13 protein-coding genes and 1 other RNA gene are annotated in these 15,315 nt (G+C 66.3%); 4 read left to right on the top strand and 10 right to left on the bottom strand.

The window, feature by feature from the left end; translation table 11 throughout:
- Positions 1–95 precede the first annotated feature (95 nt).
- The 5 genes from murF to rsmH form a co-directional block, all read right to left on the bottom strand.
- Entirely contained in the window at positions 96–1,478 is a 1,383-nt protein-coding gene (murF, locus tag I6F09_RS14600) for a UDP-N-acetylmuramoyl-tripeptide--D-alanyl-D-alanine ligase (RefSeq protein ID WP_225188366.1), read from the bottom strand.
- Positions 1,475–2,947, bottom strand: coding sequence for a UDP-N-acetylmuramoyl-L-alanyl-D-glutamate--2,6-diaminopimelate ligase (locus tag I6F09_RS14595; RefSeq protein WP_225188365.1), 1,473 nt, complete (start codon positions 2,945–2,947; stop codon positions 1,475–1,477). Before I6F09_RS14595 ends, murF begins: the two co-directional genes overlap by 4 nt.
- 86 nt (positions 2,948–3,033) lie before the next feature.
- Positions 3,034–4,800, bottom strand: coding sequence for a penicillin-binding protein 2 (locus tag I6F09_RS14590; protein WP_225112580.1), 1,767 nt, complete (start codon positions 4,798–4,800; stop codon positions 3,034–3,036).
- Positions 4,797–5,189, bottom strand: a complete 393-nt coding sequence (locus tag I6F09_RS14585) for a hypothetical protein (protein WP_225146932.1) — start codon at positions 5,187–5,189, stop codon at positions 4,797–4,799. Before I6F09_RS14585 ends, I6F09_RS14590 begins: the two co-directional genes overlap by 4 nt.
- A gap of 3 nt (positions 5,190–5,192) precedes the next feature.
- Positions 5,193–6,182 carry a 16S rRNA (cytosine(1402)-N(4))-methyltransferase RsmH gene (rsmH, locus tag I6F09_RS14580; RefSeq protein ID WP_225155367.1) on the bottom strand — a complete coding sequence of 330 codons (990 nt, stop codon included), beginning with the start codon at positions 6,180–6,182 and terminating at the stop codon, positions 5,193–5,195.
- Positions 6,183–6,623: 441 nt separating this feature from the next.
- On the opposite strand from rsmH, the gene I6F09_RS14575 reads away from it, so the two are divergent.
- Positions 6,624–7,484 carry an N-acetylmuramoyl-L-alanine amidase gene (locus tag I6F09_RS14575; RefSeq protein WP_225188364.1) on the top strand — a complete coding sequence of 287 codons (861 nt, stop codon included), beginning with the start codon at positions 6,624–6,626 and terminating at the stop codon, positions 7,482–7,484.
- Between the two features lie 123 nt (positions 7,485–7,607).
- On the opposite strand, the gene I6F09_RS14570 is transcribed toward I6F09_RS14575, so the two are convergent.
- Complete coding sequence (locus tag I6F09_RS14570; RefSeq protein WP_225188363.1) at positions 7,608–8,837, bottom strand: RNA polymerase sigma factor; 1,230 nt, start codon at positions 8,835–8,837, stop codon at positions 7,608–7,610.
- 139 nt (positions 8,838–8,976) lie between these two features.
- Positions 8,977–9,330 carry a YciI family protein gene (locus I6F09_RS14565; RefSeq protein ID WP_225188362.1) on the bottom strand — a complete coding sequence of 118 codons (354 nt, stop codon included), beginning with the start codon at positions 9,328–9,330 and terminating at the stop codon, positions 8,977–8,979.
- A 149-nt stretch (positions 9,331–9,479) separates the two neighbouring features.
- On the opposite strand from I6F09_RS14565, the gene rnpB reads away from it, so the two are divergent.
- Positions 9,480–9,910: RNase P RNA component class A (rnpB, locus tag I6F09_RS14560), an RNA gene on the top strand.
- A 202-nt stretch (positions 9,911–10,112) separates the two neighbouring features.
- Here the strand turns inward: rnpB and I6F09_RS14555 are convergent.
- A complete protein-coding gene (locus I6F09_RS14555) occupies positions 10,113–10,826 on the bottom strand; it encodes an alpha/beta hydrolase (RefSeq protein ID WP_036028380.1) in 714 nt (237 codons plus the stop codon).
- 67 nt (positions 10,827–10,893) lie between these two features.
- A complete protein-coding gene (locus I6F09_RS14550) occupies positions 10,894–11,364 on the bottom strand; it encodes a DUF983 domain-containing protein (protein ID WP_225128389.1) in 471 nt (156 codons plus the stop codon).
- Positions 11,365–11,413: 49 nt separating this feature from the next.
- On the opposite strand from I6F09_RS14550, the gene I6F09_RS14545 reads away from it, so the two are divergent.
- Positions 11,414–12,784, top strand: coding sequence for a PLP-dependent aminotransferase family protein (locus tag I6F09_RS14545; RefSeq protein WP_225188361.1), 1,371 nt, complete (start codon positions 11,414–11,416; stop codon positions 12,782–12,784).
- Positions 12,785–13,092: 308 nt separating this feature from the next.
- Positions 13,093–13,836 carry a sulfite exporter TauE/SafE family protein gene (locus I6F09_RS14540; RefSeq protein ID WP_036038352.1) on the top strand — a complete coding sequence of 248 codons (744 nt, stop codon included), beginning with the start codon at positions 13,093–13,095 and terminating at the stop codon, positions 13,834–13,836.
- 31 nt (positions 13,837–13,867) lie between these two features.
- Here I6F09_RS14540 and I6F09_RS14535 read toward each other — a convergent pair whose 3' ends face one another.
- Complete coding sequence (locus I6F09_RS14535) at positions 13,868–15,268, bottom strand: MATE family efflux transporter (RefSeq protein WP_225146926.1); 1,401 nt, start codon at positions 15,266–15,268, stop codon at positions 13,868–13,870.
- Positions 15,269–15,315 lie beyond the last annotated feature (47 nt).

The raw sequence follows: 15,315 nt of genomic DNA, 5'->3' as shown, positions 1-15,315 counted from the left end.
GCATTCGCTGGTCTTCGTCATGGGCCGCGCGTTTCGGGAAACGGACGGCTTCCGCCGCAAAGGGTGGGATTCGGGAACGGCGTCTTCCAAGCAGTTTACGCCTTTGCCTGCAAGGCGGCCACCAGCCCCGGCACAAACTTGTTGACCCAGAACATCTTCTTGCTGCCCTTGACAACCACGACGTCGCCTGCCTTCAGCAGATTTGCGACCTCGTCCGGCTTCAGCGTGGCGGGATCGTCGTGCCAGCCAAGACCCTTGCCAGAGGGCAATGCGTCGAACAGGTGGCGCATCAGCGGCCCGACGCAATAGACGCCGTCGATGCCGTCGAGGTGGCTGGCAAGGCCGGTGTGATAGCTCGTTGCGTCCTCGCCGAGCTCGAGCATGTCGCCGAGAATCGCGATGCGGCGGCCGCCGCTCATGTTGCGCGCCTGCAGGCTTTGCAGCGCCGCGGCCACGCTGGCCGGATTGCCGTTGAAGCTGTCGTCGATCACGGTGACGTCGCCGACCGCCTGCTCGACGCCGCGGCCGGTCATGATGCCGACGCGGTCGAGCTTGACCGCGAGGGTCGCGACGTCGAGATGCGCGGCATGAACCGAGGCGAGCGCGGCCAGCGCATTGTGCACCCGGTGCGGCGCGCCAGGGGTGAGGCTGAAGGCGATCTCCTTCCTGCCGATCGCGGCCACGACCTGCCAGCTCTCGCCGTGCGGCGCGTGGGCGACCTCGTGCACCTCGGCATGCTCGCCGCCGAAGCGCACGACCTTGCCCTTCCACTCGGAAGCCTTGATTCCGGCGGGCAGCACCAGCACGCCGTTCTCGGGCAGTCCGAGCGCGATCGATACCTTCTCGCGCCGGATGGCTTCGAGCGAGCCGAGCTTTTCCAGATGCACCGGCTGGACGTTGACGACGAGCGCGACGGTTGGCTGCGTGAGCTCGCTGAGACGGGCGATCTCGCCCTTCTGGTTCATGCCCATCTCGACGACCCAGAGGCTGGCGTCCCGCCTCGCATTGCACAGCGTCAGCGGCACGCCCCAGAAATTGTTGAAGCTCGAGGGGCTCGCATAGGCGTTCGGATAGGCGGCGATGAATTCCTTGGTGCTGGTCTTGCCGGCGCTGCCGGTGAGCCCGATCACCGGGCCGTTGAAGCGCGCGCGTGCGGCGCGCGCGAGGCCCCAGAGGCCGTCGATCAGCGTGTCCTTGACCACGATCTGGGGGATGCGGATGCCCGCGATCTCGTGCGGCACGATCATCGCCACTGCGCCTGCGGCTTCCGCCTTGTCGGCGAACTCCCAGCCGTCGCGCGCGCTGGCGAAAGCCGAGATGAAGCCGCCGCTCGGCGTGCCGCTCAGCGCAACGAACAGGCTGCCCGGCTTCACCAGCCGGCTGTCCTGGGTGACGAGATCGATTGCCGTCTCCGGGAACGATCCGGCCACGCCCAGCGCGCGCGCGACCTCGGCAACCGTCCATATTGGCCCGCTCATGCAACCCTCGACGCTAGTGCGGCGGCGACCGCCTCGTGATCACTGAAAGGCAGCACCTCGCCGCCGACGATCTGCCCGGTCTCGTGGCCCTTGCCGGCGATGAGCAGCGCATCGCCCTCCTGCAAGTCCTCGATCGCGGCGCGGATCGCCTCGGCGCGGTCGCCGATCTCGCGGGCGCCCTTGGCGGCGGCGAGGATCGCGGCGCGGATCGCTTCCGGCTTCTCGCTGCGCGGATTGTCGTCGGTGACGATGACGGCGTCGGCGTTCGCCGCCGCGATCTCTCCCATGATCGGACGCTTGCCGGCATCGCGGTCGCCGCCGGCGCCGAACACGACGACCAGCTTGCGCTTCGCATAAGGCCGCAGCGCCTGCAGCGCCTTCGCGAGCGCATCGGGCTTGTGCGCATAATCGACGAAGATCGGCGCGCCGTTGCGCTCGCCGACGCGCTCGAGCCGGCCCTTGGCGCCTTCGAGATGTTCGAGGCTCGCAAACACGTTTTCAGCATCGCTGCCCGTGCCGATCGCGAGGCCGGCCGACACCAGCGCATTCTCGATCTGGAATTCGCCGACCAGCGGCAGCCGGATCGCGTAAGCCCTGCCGCGATGTTCGACCGTAAGCCTTTGCGAGAAGCCTTCGACTACGGCCTCCGTAAGGCGAATGCCCTCGCCGGCGCCATCGCCGTTGCGGCCGACCGCCATGACGCGCAGGCCGCGCGATGTTGCCGCATCGATCGCCTCCGCCGAGCAATCATGATCGGCCGAAATCACCGCCGCGCCATCAGGCGGCACCAGCTCGCGGAACAGGCGGAGCTTGGCCGCGAGATAATGCGCAACGGTCGGATGGTAATCCATGTGGTCGCGCGAAAGATTGGTGAAGCCGCCGGCCGAGACGCGCACGCCGTCGAGGCGATATTGGTCGAGCCCGTGCGAAGACGCCTCGAAGGCGAGATGCGTGACGCCCTCGCGCGCGATCTCGTCCAACTGCCGGTGCAGCGCGACCGGATCCGGCGTAGTCAGCGAGCCATAGACGGTGCGCTTTTGCGATACGAGACCGATGGTGCCGATGCTGGCGGAGGCGTGCCCGAGCCGCTCCCAGATCTGGCGCGTGAACGCGGCGACCGAGGTCTTGCCGCTGGTTCCGGTCACCGCAGCAATCGTCGGGGGCTGTGCCGGGAAAAATCTGGCCGCGGCAAGTGCCAACGCGCGGCGTGGATTGGCGACAGCGATGAACGGCACCTTCCAGGCGTCCGGTGCATGGTTGCCGACGACGGCCACCGCGCCCGCCGCAATCGCGGCATCGACGAAGCGGGCGCCGTCGGTCTTGCTGCCTGCGAGCGCGAAGAAGAGATCGCCCGGCTTGACCACGCGGCTGTCGAGCGCAAGGCCGCTCACCTCGAGCGCCGCAGCGGCGGGCTCGATCGCGGCATCATTGCCCTTGACATCCTGACCCAAGAGGTCGCGCAGCTTCATGGTGTTCCAGTCGACATGCCGTGCCGGAAAGCCGGATCCTCCGGGGAAAATCCCGACTCAGCAGCGGCGATGGCCCACCCGGTTGATTACTGGGTTGTCCTGGATGCTGCAAGAATAAGGCGCTCCGCAGGCGGCAGCTCGAACCGCGGCTCGACCCCCAGAAGCGGCGCGATCCGCTCGATCACCTTGCCGCCGGTCGGCACCGCGTTCCAGCCCGAGGTGATGAAACCATGCGTTTCCGGCAGTGCCTGCGGCTCGTCCAGCATGATCAGGACGTGATATTTGGGATCATCGCAGGGCAGGATGGCGGTGAAGGAATTGAGCACGCGCTTCTTGGCGTAGCGGCCGTTGACGACCTTCTCGGACGTGCCGGTCTTGCCGCCGACGTAATAGCCCTTGACGTCCGCCTTTCTCGCCGAACCGACTTCGGCATTGAGCCGCATCAGGAACCGCATCTTGTCGCTGGTCTCCGGCTTGATGACGCGCTTGGCCATCGCCTGGGCTTCGGATTCGCTGCGCTTCAGGAATGTCGGCGGAATCAGATAGCCGCCGTTCACCAGCGCGTTGATGCCCATCACCGCCTGCAGCGGTGCCACCGACAGGCCCTGGCCGAACGCGGCGGTGACCGTGTTCAGCTCGCTCCAGCGCCGCGGCAGCAGCGGCGCCGCACTCTCCGGCAATTCGGTGCGCAGCCGCGTCATCTGGCCCAGCTTGGCGAGGAACGCCTTGTGCGCCTCGACCCCCTGGTTGAGCGCAATCCGCGCCGCGCCGATGTTGGAGGAATAGGTGAACACTTCCTTGGTGTTGATGAAGCGCCCGACCGGATGGCTGTCGTGGATCGTGAACTTGCCGTAATGCAGGTTTCCGCGCGCGTCCCACATCGAGTTCAGATTGATCTTGCCGGAATCGAGCCCCATCGCCAGCGTAAACGCCTTGAAGGTCGAGCCCATCTCGTAGACGCCGGTGGTGAGGCGGTTGATGCGATCGGGGTCGTGCGCTTCCTTCGGATTGTTGGGATCGAAGTCCGGCAGCGAGACCATCGCCACGATCTCGCCGGTCTTGACGTTGGAGACGATGCCTGAGGCGGCCTTGGCGCGGAACTTGTCCTTGGCCTTCAACAGCTCGTCGCGCAGCGCATGCTCGACCCGCAGATCGACCGCGAGCTCGATCGGCTTCTGCAACCGGTCGGTGGCAAAGCCGGCGCGGTGGAGGTCGGCGAGCCCTTGATTGTCGAGCCACTTCTCGAGGCCGGCGATGCCCTGGTTGTCGATATTGACGAGACCGATGAGGTGAGCGACCTCGTTGCCGGTCGGATAGACGCGCTTGTTCTCGCGCAGGAATCCGATACCAGGAATGCCGAGCTTGTGGACGGCCTGCTGCTGCGCCGGCGTGACCTCGCGCTTGAGCCAGACGAAGCCCTTGCGTGTCCTTAGGCGCTCGCGCACCTCGGCCTCGTCGAGGTCGGGAATGGTCGCGGTGAGGAGCTCGATCGCCTCGTCCTTGTCGATGATGCGGCGCGGCTCGCCGAACAGGCTCGCCGCCTTGACGTCGGTCGCAAGGATGGCGCCGTTGCGATCGACGATGTCGGGCCGCGCGGTCGCAACCACCTCTTGCGCTGCGGCGCGGCGCGCGCTGTGGGCGTCGGCGCCGATCGCGAACATCACGAGCCGCCCGCCGATCAGGGCATAGACCGAAGCGAAGGCGAGCATGGCGAGGCCGACACGCGCGCGCGCCTTCGCGGCGCGATCGACGTTGCGCCCGTAGAGCAGGCTTCGGATCAGCCGCCGCCGCCAAGGTTCACCTGACCGCTCGGTCGACTTTTCGGTAAGTTTTGCAGGCGTTGCCGGGCTCATTGCTTGTCCTCGGGCTGAGGCACGGAGCCCGTCACCGCATCAGGGTCGCTCGCGGCTTCGATGGTCTTGAGCATGGCCCCGATCGGATCGGGCTCGCCCGGCCTGAACATCCGGGGCGGACGCTCCGGCAGGCTCTTCAGCGAATCATATTGCGTGCCGTTGACCGGCTTGAGGTGCAGATGCCGGTCGGACAGGCCCTGCAGCCGATGCGGCGCATCGAGCTTGGCCCATTCGGCCCGCAGCCCTGCGATCGCATCGCGCTGCTCGCGGATTTCCGCACGCAGCCGCAGCACCTTCTCGGTGCGCGCCGTGGAGTCCATCTTGATCCGGTAGACATGGGCGGCTGCGAAGATCAGCGCACCGATGACGAGGAGGTGGATGATGCGCATGCGCTAGCCGCCCCTCATCACGTCGGCGAGCTTCGGCCAGGACGATGCCTCATCGGTCTCATGCGCCGGCGCCGCGGTGCGCTCGGCGGCGCGCAGCTTTGCCGAGCGGGCGCGCGGATTGTGCGCAACTTCGTCCTCGCCGGCGACGACCGGCCGCCGCGTCAGCAGCTGGAAGCTCGGCGCAATCTGCGCGACTTCCGGCAGATGCCGCGAGCCGCCGCCGGTCTTGGAACGCTCGGAGAGGAAATTCTTGACGATGCGGTCTTCCAGCGAATGGAACGAGACGACGACGAGGCGGCCGCCGGGCTTGAGCACGCGCTCGGCCGCAGCGAGCGCGGTCTGGAGCTCCTCGAGCTCTTCGTTGACGAAGATGCGCAGCGCCTGGAACGTCCGTGTCGCCGGGTGAATGTCGCCGGGCTTCGATCGCACCACCCTGCCGACGAGATCGGCGAGCGCGCGCGTGGTCGTGAACGGAGTTTCCTGCCGGTCCGCCACGATGGCGCGGGCGATGCGACGCGAATGCCGCTCCTCGCCGAAGAGATAGATAATGTCGGCGAGATCGCCTTCCGAGGCGCGCGCGACGATGTCGGCCGCGGTCGGACCTGTCTGCCCCATCCGCATGTCGAGCGGACCGTCGAGGCGGAAGGAGAAGCCGCGGCCGGCCTGGTCGAGCTGCATCGAGGATACCCCGACATCCATCACGACGCCGTCGACAACATCGACGCCTTGCGCCGCGCAGACTTCGGCGAGGTTGGAGAAGCGGTCCTCGACCAGCGTCAGCCGGCCCGCGGCGCGTTCGACCAGCTCGGCGCCGCCGGCAATCGCGGTGCGGTCGCGATCGATGGCAATCAGTCGGGTTCCCGGCACGTCCAGGATCGCGCGGCTATAGCCGCCGGCGCCGAACGTGGCATCGACGTAGACGCCGCCCTCGCGCGGGGCGAGATGCGCGATGGCCTCACGGCCAAGAACGGGGATGTGCGGAACCGAACTCATGCGCGACGCCTGCCGGCCGCCGGCCGAAATACCCGAGTGGAATCGAGGCCGAACAAGCCCATAACGCCTCGAATCATTGCGCGTCGCGGCGGTTCCACGACAAAGCCCCCGTCCAGCATGGTTACCAAGCCCGATCGTCCCGGGCCACAAACCCAGTGTTCCCAGCGGAATTTGTCGGGCAGCCATGGGATTTCGAGCCAAAATACGCTTTGGCCGCCTCCGGACGCGGGTCGGCTCTTCATCCCTCAGTAACGGCCCTTAGCGTTAAGAAAGCGTTGCTCGGTTCAAGACAAGTGGAAAAGGTGATGAGGGGAGTGATGCGTCATCCACACACATCGCCAAAATGAATCCGTTAACCGCGTCGCGCGATTGCGCGCGATGGAGGGTAAAGGAATAGTAAAGAGAAGGGCTTGCCCCACTCTCCGTCCGTTTGAGCTGCTCATGCCCTCGGGTTCGTCCACGGCTGGATCTGATTCGAAGCGTCAACGCGTTCTCCCGGTTCCCAAGACCGTGGCGGGCCTGCGCACCTTCGAGCCCGATTCCTCGATCGTCTCCGACATCATCCCCTCCCCGAACCATGGCGAGCGCAGCAAGGGACGGCAGCCGGACATGATCGTGCTGCACTACACCGGCATGCCCGATGTCGAAGGCGCGCTGGCGCGCCTCTGCACCGCCGGCACCGAAGTGTCGGCGCATTATGTCGTGCTGGAGGACGGCCGCATCGTGCAATGCGTGCCTGAGGCCAAGCGTGCCTGGCACGCGGGCGTCTCCTCCTGGGCCGGCGAGGACGACATCAACTCCTGTTCAATCGGCATCGAGATCATCAATCGCGGCCATGACTGGGGCTATCCTGAGTTTCCGCTGCGCCAGATTGCCGCCGTGATCGCGCTGTGCCGCGGCATCATGCTCCGCCGCAAGGTGCCGGCGCACCGGGTGCTCGGCCATTCCGACGTCGCGCCCGCCCGCAAGAAGGATCCCGGCGAGAAATTTCCGTGGCATTCGCTGGCCAATTCCGGCGTCGGCCACTGGGTGACGCCCGCGCCGATCGTGCGCGGTGAGACTCTCATGCTCGGCACCATCAGCGACGCGGTGCTGAGCATGCAGCAGGCGCTGGCAAGATATGGCTATGGCGTGCCCCTGAACGGCAAGTACGACGCTGCGACGATGGAAGTCGTCACCGCCTTCCAGCGCCATTTCCGCCCGGCGCGGCTGGACGGCGTCGCCGATCACTCGACGCTGTCGACCTTACAGGCGCTGCTGGCGAGCTTGCCGGCGGAAGGAACGCCGGTGGCGTCGACATAGCAGACGTCTTCCGGGAATGTGACCTCTTGCTCCGTCATGCCCGGGCTTGTCCCGGGCATCCACGTCCTGCCTCCACGCATGACGAACGTGGATGGCCGGGACAAGCCCGGCCATGACGGAAACTCAATCCATCTCCCTCATCCTTCGCGCATAGAGCCTTCGCAACGGCTCGAGCTGCGTCGCCACCGTCGCCGCACGATAGGCCTCGCGCGCCTCCTCCGTCCTGCCGAGCCGCCGCAACAGATCCGCGCGCACGGCGGGCAACAGCTCATAGCCGCGAAGCCCGCCGCGCGCGGCGATCGCATCGACGAGATCGAGCGCTCGTGCCGGCCCATCGACCATCGACAGCGCCGCGGCGTGATTGAGCTCGATCACGGGCGACGGATTGATGCGCAGCAGCACCTCGTACAGCCCCGCAATCTGCGGCCAGTCGGTTTCCTCGAAGCTCGGCGCACGCGCATGCAGCGCCGCGATCGCGGCCTGCACCGCATAGGGTTGTGGCCGGCCCGGCACGCGCAGCGCGTGCTCCACCAGCCGCAGCCCCTCGTCGATCTGCGCGCGGTGCCACAGCGAGCGGTCCTGCTCTTCGAGCAGGACGATGTCGCCGGCCGGCGTCTGTCGCCCGGCGCGGCGCGCGTCGTGCAGCAGCATCAGGGCCAGCAGGCCCTTGATGCCGGCGCGGTCGGGCATCAGCCGGTTCAGCAGGCGGCCAAGCCGGATGGCTTCGCTCGCCAGATCAGGCCGCATCAAGTCCGCGCCCTCGGTTGCGACATAGCCTTCGGTGAAGACGAGATAGACCACGGCGAGCACGCCATCGAGCCGCGGCGCCAGCATCTCGCGTTCCGGCACCTCATAGGGGATGCCGGCAAGCCTGATCTTCTGCTTGGCACGGACGAGCCGCTGCGCCATCGCCTCCTCGCCGACGAGGAAGGCGCGTGCCACCTGCGCCGTCGACAGTCCGCACACGGTGCGCAGCGTCAGTGCGACCTGGACCTCGGGCGCGAACGCGGGATGGCAGCAGGTGAAGATCAGCCGCAGCATGTCGTCGTCGAGCGTTGCGGTCGGCTCGTCCGGGCCCAGCGCGTTGAGCTCGAGCTCGTGCACCAGCGCCTGCTGCTTGCCGCGGAAGACAGCCTGACGGCGGATGCGATCGATCGCCTTATGCTTGGCGACGTTGACGAGCCAGGCGCGCGGATTGTCGGGGACCTCACACGCCCAGCGTTCCAGCGCGACCGCGAACGCATCCTGCAGCGCGTCCTCGGCGAGATCGAAATCGCCGACGAGACGGATCAGCGTGGCTAGCGCCCGCCCCGCCTCGTCGCGGAAGATTTTGTCGATCTCGCCAGGGGTCATGTCACGCGATCACCCCCCCTCTCGTCATTCCGGGGCGCGGCAAAGCCGCGAGCCCGGAATCCATAACCACGATTCGGGGATATGGATTCCGGGCCTGCGCCTTGCGGCGCATCCCGGAATGACGAAGGTGAGAGAGCCGTCACTTGTCATAGACCCAGATCGGCCGCACCTCGATCGAGCCGATGCGTGCGCTCGGAATCCGCGCCGCGATCTCGATGGCGGCATTGAGATCCTTGGCTTCGATCAGGTAATAGCCGCCGAGCTGCTCGCGCGTTTCTGCGAACGGACCATCGGTCGTCAGCGTCTTGCCCTCGCGCACACGCACGGTCGTCGCCGTGGTGGTTGGCTGCAGGCGGTCGCCGGCCTTGAAATTGCCGTTCTTGATGATGTCTTGCGTGAAGGTCTGGTATTCGGCCAGGATCTTCTGGCTGGTCGCCGCGTCGTTCTTTGCGTACTCGACCTCGTTCTGGTAGATCATCAGCAGATATTGCATTGCTTCACTCCTGTGTTCGGCTGGATCGCCGACAACCAGTCGAACGGGGCACGCGCCAAACGACATCTTCAGGATAAATTATTTCTGGGCGAGCGTGCCTCGCGATATCGGCTTGACGAAACCGTCACAAATGCCCATGCCTAAAGCCGTCAGTCGGCCGGACGGCCGCTCCGGCAGGTGCCGAAAGGCCGCCGGGGAGGAAAGTCCGGGCTCCCTTGACATGCGGTGCCGGATAACGTCCGGCGGGGGTGACCCCAGGGAAAGTGCCACAGAGAACGAACCGCCCGCCTTCGCCCTTCGGGGCTTCGGCGCGGTAAGGGTGAAAAGGTGCGGTAAGAGCGCACCGCGGGTCCGGCAACGGAGCCGGCATGGCAAACCCCACCGGGAGCAAAACCGAATAGGGACGGCTTAAGCGGGCTGTTCGCGAAAGCGATAACGCCGCGGGGCGATGTCAGGCCCGCCGTCCGGGTAGGTTGCTCGAGGCCATGTGCAAACATGACCCCAGAGGAATGGCCGTCACGTATCGTTCGCGCAAGCGGACGGTGCCCTACAGAACCCGGCTTACAGGCCGGCTGATGTGCGACGAGGGGTTCGGTGCCAACGCATCGGACCCCTCACCATTTTGGCCGATCACCTCGCCAGCCAACCGCCGTCATTCCGGGGCTCGCGAAGCGAGAGCCCGGAATCCATCAGGCGGCCGGCGCGGAGGAGAAATGGATTCTCAGATGCGCAATTGCGCATCGTAGCTCGTGCTGCGCACGCCCCGGAATGACGGCTGCGACCTATGCGACGATCTCGTCCAACACCGCCATCAACGCCTCGGGCGCCGTCACATTCGGCGCGTGGCTGGCGTCGAGCTCGACATAGCGCCAGCCCTTCTCGCTCTTCGTGCGCCTGGCAAACTGCCCGAACACATCGCCGGGCGGAAGGCGCGTGCAATAGATATAGCTGCGCGGCATCGCCGGCTCGCCATGTTCGAGCCTCAGGCGCGTCTCGAAGCACTTGATCGGCATCGGGACGCGGCGCGCATTGAGCCAGTCGAGATCGGCCGGCGAGGTGTCCGGCGGCGGCGGGTTCGGCGGGATGCGATAGCCGTCGCCCGAGCTGACTGCCTTGCGCATCGGCTCGCGCCCGCCCTCGTTGAGGTCGAACAGCGACTGGCCGTCACGCGGCACGAAGGCGTCGAGATAGATCAGTTCCGTTACGCGCTCGCGCGCACGGTCGGCGACGCCGGTCGCAACCATGCCGCCATAGCTGTGCCCGAGCAGCACGATGTCGCTGAGATCCTCGAACGCGATGACGTTGAGGATGTCCTGGATATGGGTGTCGAGATCGACCGAAGGATTGGCCAGATGCGCGCGCTCTCCGAGGCCCGTATAGGTCGGCGCCACCAGGCGGTGGCCGGCCTGCGCCATCAGCGGGTGCATCTTCTTCCAGGCCCATCCGCCGGACCATGCGCCATGACAGAGCAGGAAGGTCTTCGCGCGCGGGGCCATGGCGTTTCCATCGTTCTTGCTTGGCACGATGGAGTGTAGCGGCCGGCCGCGCAATGTAAACGCCGCCTCAGGTGGCGCGCGTGTCTACCTTGGCCAACACCGGCGCAAGCTCGCCCGCCTCGCGCCGCAGCTTGCCCGCCTCGAAACCATGCATGCCGAGTTGCCATTGCAGGCCGACGATGGCGCCCTTGGTCGGTTGCAGCAGCGCGAGTGAGGCGAACAGCGTCACCGGCAGCCACACCGCGAGCTGCAGCCATTCCGGCGGCGCGTAGGCGGTCTCGACCGCGAGGATTGCCGGCACCACGAGATGGCCCACCACGACCATCACGAGATAGGCAGGAAAGTCGTCTGCGCGCTGGTGGAAGAGCTCCTCGCCGCAATGGTCGCAAGCCTGCGTCACTTTCAGGAAGCGGCCGAACATGTGCCCTTCTCCGCAATTCGGGCATTTGCCGCTGAAACCGCGCCACATCGCCTTGGCCAGAGAGACCGCCGCCGGAGAGACAGACATGACCACACCTCTTCCTTTTCGATGATCCATACAATAGTATCTTGCATCCATACATTCAAAGGTTATGGGGCCAAATTGCATGGAATGGATCCCTGCAATCTCGGAGCTTTCGGGCCCGCGCTACCAGCGCATCGTCGACGCCATGGAGGCCGACATTGCCGCCGGCAGGCTGGTGCGTGGTCAGCAGCTGCCGACGCAGCGCGCCCTGGCAAAGGCCCTCGGCATCGACCTCACCACGGTGACGCGCGCCTACACCGAGGCGCGGCGCCGCGGCATCATGGAAGCCCGGGTCGGACAAGGCTCGTTCGTGTCGGAGACCAGCGCGCGGCGCGCGGTCGACCTGCCGCACCCAGTCGCGATCGACCTGTCGATGAACGTGCCGCCGCACCCGCTGGAGGCGCAGCTCGACGAGCGCATAATTGCCGGGCTGGAAGCCCTGCGCGCACAATCGGGCCTGACGGCGTATCTCAACTACCAGCCGCCCGGCGGCAGCGCGCATGAGCGCGAGGTCGCCGCGCGCTGGATGCGTGCCCGCGTTCCGCATGCGCAGGCCGACAGGCTGGTGATCTTTCCCGGCGCTCAGACGACCCTCTTCAACTTGCTCGCCCATCTTGCGCGGCCCGGCGAGACGGTGCTGACCGAAGCGCTCACCTTCCCCGGCATCAAGGCCGCCGCGGCACTGCTCGGCCTCAAGCTCGTCGGTGTCCCCATGGATGAGGACGGCATCCTGCCGGATGCGCTGGCAAAGGCGTGCCGCATGCATACGCCGAAAGCCGTCTATCTCATTCCGACGCTGCACAATCCGACCACGGCGACGCTTTCCGCCGAGCGGCGCGGCACTATTGCGAAGATCATCCGCGATGCCGGCACCATCCTGATCGAGGACGATGCCTACGGGCTGCTCGACCGCTCGGCCTCGCCGATCGCGAACCTCATTCCGGAGCGGACTTATCTTGCAACGACGCTGTCAAAATGCATCGCGCCGGCGCTGCGCGTTGCCTATCTGGTGGCGCCCGACAGCGGCGCGCAGCGGGACATGCGCACCTCCCTGCAGGCGACCGTACAGATGCCGGCGCCCCTGATGGTCGCGCTGGTAACGCATTGGATCGAAAACGGCATCGCCGACCGCATCATCAGCGCCATCCGCAACGAGGCGGTCGGGCGCCAGCAGCTCGCGCAACGCGCGCTGAAAGGCTTTCAGTTCCTCGCCAGGCCCGCGGCGCATCATCTCTGGCTGCGGCTGCCGCAGGAGCGGCCCGATCTTGCCGCACATCTGCTGCGGAACGGACTTGCCGTCGTCGCCGGCGATGCCTTCACCGTGGACGGGGCACCGCCGCATGCGGCACGCGTCTCGCTCGGCGCGGCCCGGAACAGATCGGAATTGACGGAGGCGCTGCGCATCCTGATCGGCGCGCTGCACAAGCCTGCCGATACGAGGCAGATCGTCTAAAGCGGAAATGGTTTCCTTCACCTCTCCCGCTTGCGAGAGAGGTCGCGCCGAAGGCGCGGGTGAGGGCTTTCTCCTCTTGGGGATTGTCCCATTGCGGAAGCACCCTCTCCCAACCCTCTCCCGCAAGCGGGAGAGGGAGCGCACCTCCCTCGTAGCAATCGAGCTATATCGCACTTTAGATCACCGACGGTGAAGCGCCCGCAGAGCACGCTTGCATGCGGCATGGATTGACCTCGATGGCGGCAGGCATGTTATGCGAGCCGTGCGATCAACCGTTCGGGGTCGCCGCGTGCGACAAGGACAATCCGTTGGAAACGCTCACCTACGTCCTGCTGCTGCTCGGCGCGCTCGCCGGCGGCTTCGTCTCGGGACTGGCCGGCTTCGGCACGGCGCTGATGGCACTCGGCATCTGGCTCTACGTGCTGCCGCCCTCGCTCGCGGTGCCCCTGGTGCTGATCTGCTCGGTCATCGCGCAGACCTCGACGCTGCCCTCGATGTGGAAGAATTTCGATCTCTCGCTGGTCTGGCCGTTCCTGATCGGTGGACTGATTGGCGTGCCGCTCGGGACCATGATGGTCGCCTCCGCGGACCCGGAGGTGTTCAGGCTGAGCGTCGGCGTGCTGATCCTGATCTTTTCGAGCGCACTGTATCTGAACAAGAGGCCGCTCGCGATCAAGATCGGCGGCCGGATCGCAGACGGTGCGATCGGCTTTGCCGGCGGCATTCTGGGCGGACTTGCCGGATTGTCCGGCCCGCTGCCGATCCTGTGGGCCAACATCCGCGGCTGGAACAAGCACGAGCGGCGCGGCATCTTCCAACTCTTTAACTTCACGGTGCTCGCCACCGCGCTGGTGTTGCAGACGGCATCAGGTCTCGTCGCCCTCAAGGTGGTCTGGCTCGCGGCCGTCGCGTTTCCGGGCACGCTGATCGGCGCATGGGCGGGCGCGCGCGTCTACCATGCGCTGAACGACAAGCATTTCGGCGATGTCGTGCTCGGCCTCTTGTTTCTGTCGGGCCTGACGCTCGTCTGGAACAGCCTTGGCGCGCATTAAAGCGCCGCGAACTCGCGGGAGGTCACTTTCGCTACGCGGGAGCACGGGCGGAAGGCGCGACCGGCTTGGCTTCCACCGTCTCCGCGGCCTGGTCCCGCGGCGCGAAGCGCTTGCCGAACTCGCGGCGCAGCAGCCACAAGCTCAAGCCGGCCTGCAGCGTCGTCGCCGCGATCGAAAGATACCAGACGTGCTCGATGCGGAATCCGGGTCGCGTCGACAGCCAGAGCACCGGCAGCGAATAGGTGAGCACGCGCGTCATCGAGCTCAGCAGCACAGGCTTGGTGTTGCCGAGGCCTTGGAACATGCTCGAGCAGGTGAAGATGAGCCCCTGTGCCACCATGTTGAGCGAGATGATCCGCAGGAACAGGTAGGCGACCTCCATCGTCGCCCGATCGTTCGAGAATCCGGCCAGCAGCAGCTCCGGCTTCAGCTGCGCGAGGATCATGAAGCCGACCGCCACGATGGAGGTGATCAGCGCCGATTTGACGAAAGTCTCTCGCACCCGCGCGGCGTCGCCAGCGCCGAAATTCTGGCCGGCGATCGGCCCGGCCGCCAGTGCAACCGCGAGCGCCGGCATCTGGATGAGGGCGAGGACGCGCTGGCCGATACCGAAGCCTGCCTGTGCCGCCGCGCCGAAGTCGCGCAGCACGTAGTAGACTACCGCCATGAAGATAAACATCATTGCGAACTCGCCGCCGGCCGGCAGACCGACATTGAGGATGCGCTTGAAGTGGCGTGGTTGCGGACGCCACTGCACCGGATTGAATGCAACGTAGCGCTCGACCTTGCGAAAATACGCCAGCAGCATCAGGACGCCGGCGCCCACCGCGATCGTGCTCGCCAGTCCGGCGCCGGCGACACCGAGCGGATAACCGGTGCCCCAGCCGGAGATCAGGACCGGCGCCAGTGCAATGTTGATGATGACGGCAAGGACCCGCACCAACATGGCGGGGCGCACGATGCCGGTCGCGCTGAGCGCGGAGGCAATGACTTGCATGACGAATTCCAGCGCGAGCGCCGGCATGAACCACAACAGATAAGTGGTCCCCGCCTCGATCGTGGCCTGGTCAGCGGCGATCGAACGCATGTAAAGACGCGACAGCACCGCTCCCGTGACCAGGGTCAGCAGGCCGAACAGCACCGACAGCGCGACCGCCTGATTGAAGATCAGATTGGCGTCCCGCCGGTCCTTGCGTCCCACCGCATGCGCAATCAGCGCCACTGTCCCGACGCCGAGCACCTGTATCAGGCCGTTGACGAGAAAGCCGGCATTTCCCGCGGCGGCCACGCCTGCCACTGCGGCATCACCCAGCCCCGACACGAAGTAGAGATCGACCAGCTGGCAGATCATGATCGAGATCATGCCGGCCATGATCGGCGGCGCCATGCTCAGGATGTGGCTAGCGATGGAGCCGCGCGTCAGGTCTTTCATCTCATTCCATCCCTCGACGCCGTGACGGCGGGACTTCGCCCCGCCGC

The organism is Bradyrhizobium sp. IC3195, assembly GCF_020193585.1.
GTDB lineage: Bacteria > Pseudomonadota > Alphaproteobacteria > Rhizobiales > Xanthobacteraceae > Bradyrhizobium > Bradyrhizobium yuanmingense.
This window is presented reverse-complemented; position numbering and strand designations above follow the sequence as displayed.

What these genes read in the sequence shown, in the direction of transcription:
- murF (WP_225188366.1), bottom strand. Translation starts at nt 1,478, where the DNA reads ATGAGCGGGCCAATATGGACGGTTGCCGAGGTCGCGCGCGCGCTGGGC.
- I6F09_RS14595 (WP_225188365.1), bottom strand. Translation starts at nt 2,947, where the DNA reads ATGAAGCTGCGCGACCTCTTGGGTCAGGATGTCAAGGGCAATGATGCC.
- I6F09_RS14590 (WP_225112580.1), bottom strand. Translation starts at nt 4,800, where the DNA reads ATGAGCCCGGCAACGCCTGCAAAACTTACCGAAAAGTCGACCGAGCGG.
- I6F09_RS14585 (WP_225146932.1), bottom strand. Translation starts at nt 5,189, where the DNA reads ATGCGCATCATCCACCTCCTCGTCATCGGTGCGCTGATCTTCGCAGCC.
- rsmH (WP_225155367.1), bottom strand. Translation starts at nt 6,182, where the DNA reads ATGAGTTCGGTTCCGCACATCCCCGTTCTTGGCCGTGAGGCCATCGCG.
- I6F09_RS14575 (WP_225188364.1), top strand. Translation starts at nt 6,624, where the DNA reads ATGCCCTCGGGTTCGTCCACGGCTGGATCTGATTCGAAGCGTCAACGC.
- I6F09_RS14570 (WP_225188363.1), bottom strand. Translation starts at nt 8,837, where the DNA reads ATGACCCCTGGCGAGATCGACAAAATCTTCCGCGACGAGGCGGGGCGG.
- I6F09_RS14565 (WP_225188362.1), bottom strand. Translation starts at nt 9,330, where the DNA reads ATGCAATATCTGCTGATGATCTACCAGAACGAGGTCGAGTACGCAAAG.
- I6F09_RS14555 (WP_036028380.1), bottom strand. Translation starts at nt 10,826, where the DNA reads ATGGCCCCGCGCGCGAAGACCTTCCTGCTCTGTCATGGCGCATGGTCC.
- I6F09_RS14550 (WP_225128389.1), bottom strand. Translation starts at nt 11,364, where the DNA reads ATGGATCATCGAAAAGGAAGAGGTGTGGTCATGTCTGTCTCTCCGGCG.
- I6F09_RS14545 (WP_225188361.1), top strand. Translation starts at nt 11,414, where the DNA reads ATGGAATGGATCCCTGCAATCTCGGAGCTTTCGGGCCCGCGCTACCAG.
- I6F09_RS14535 (WP_225146926.1), bottom strand. Translation starts at nt 15,268, where the DNA reads ATGAAAGACCTGACGCGCGGCTCCATCGCTAGCCACATCCTGAGCATG.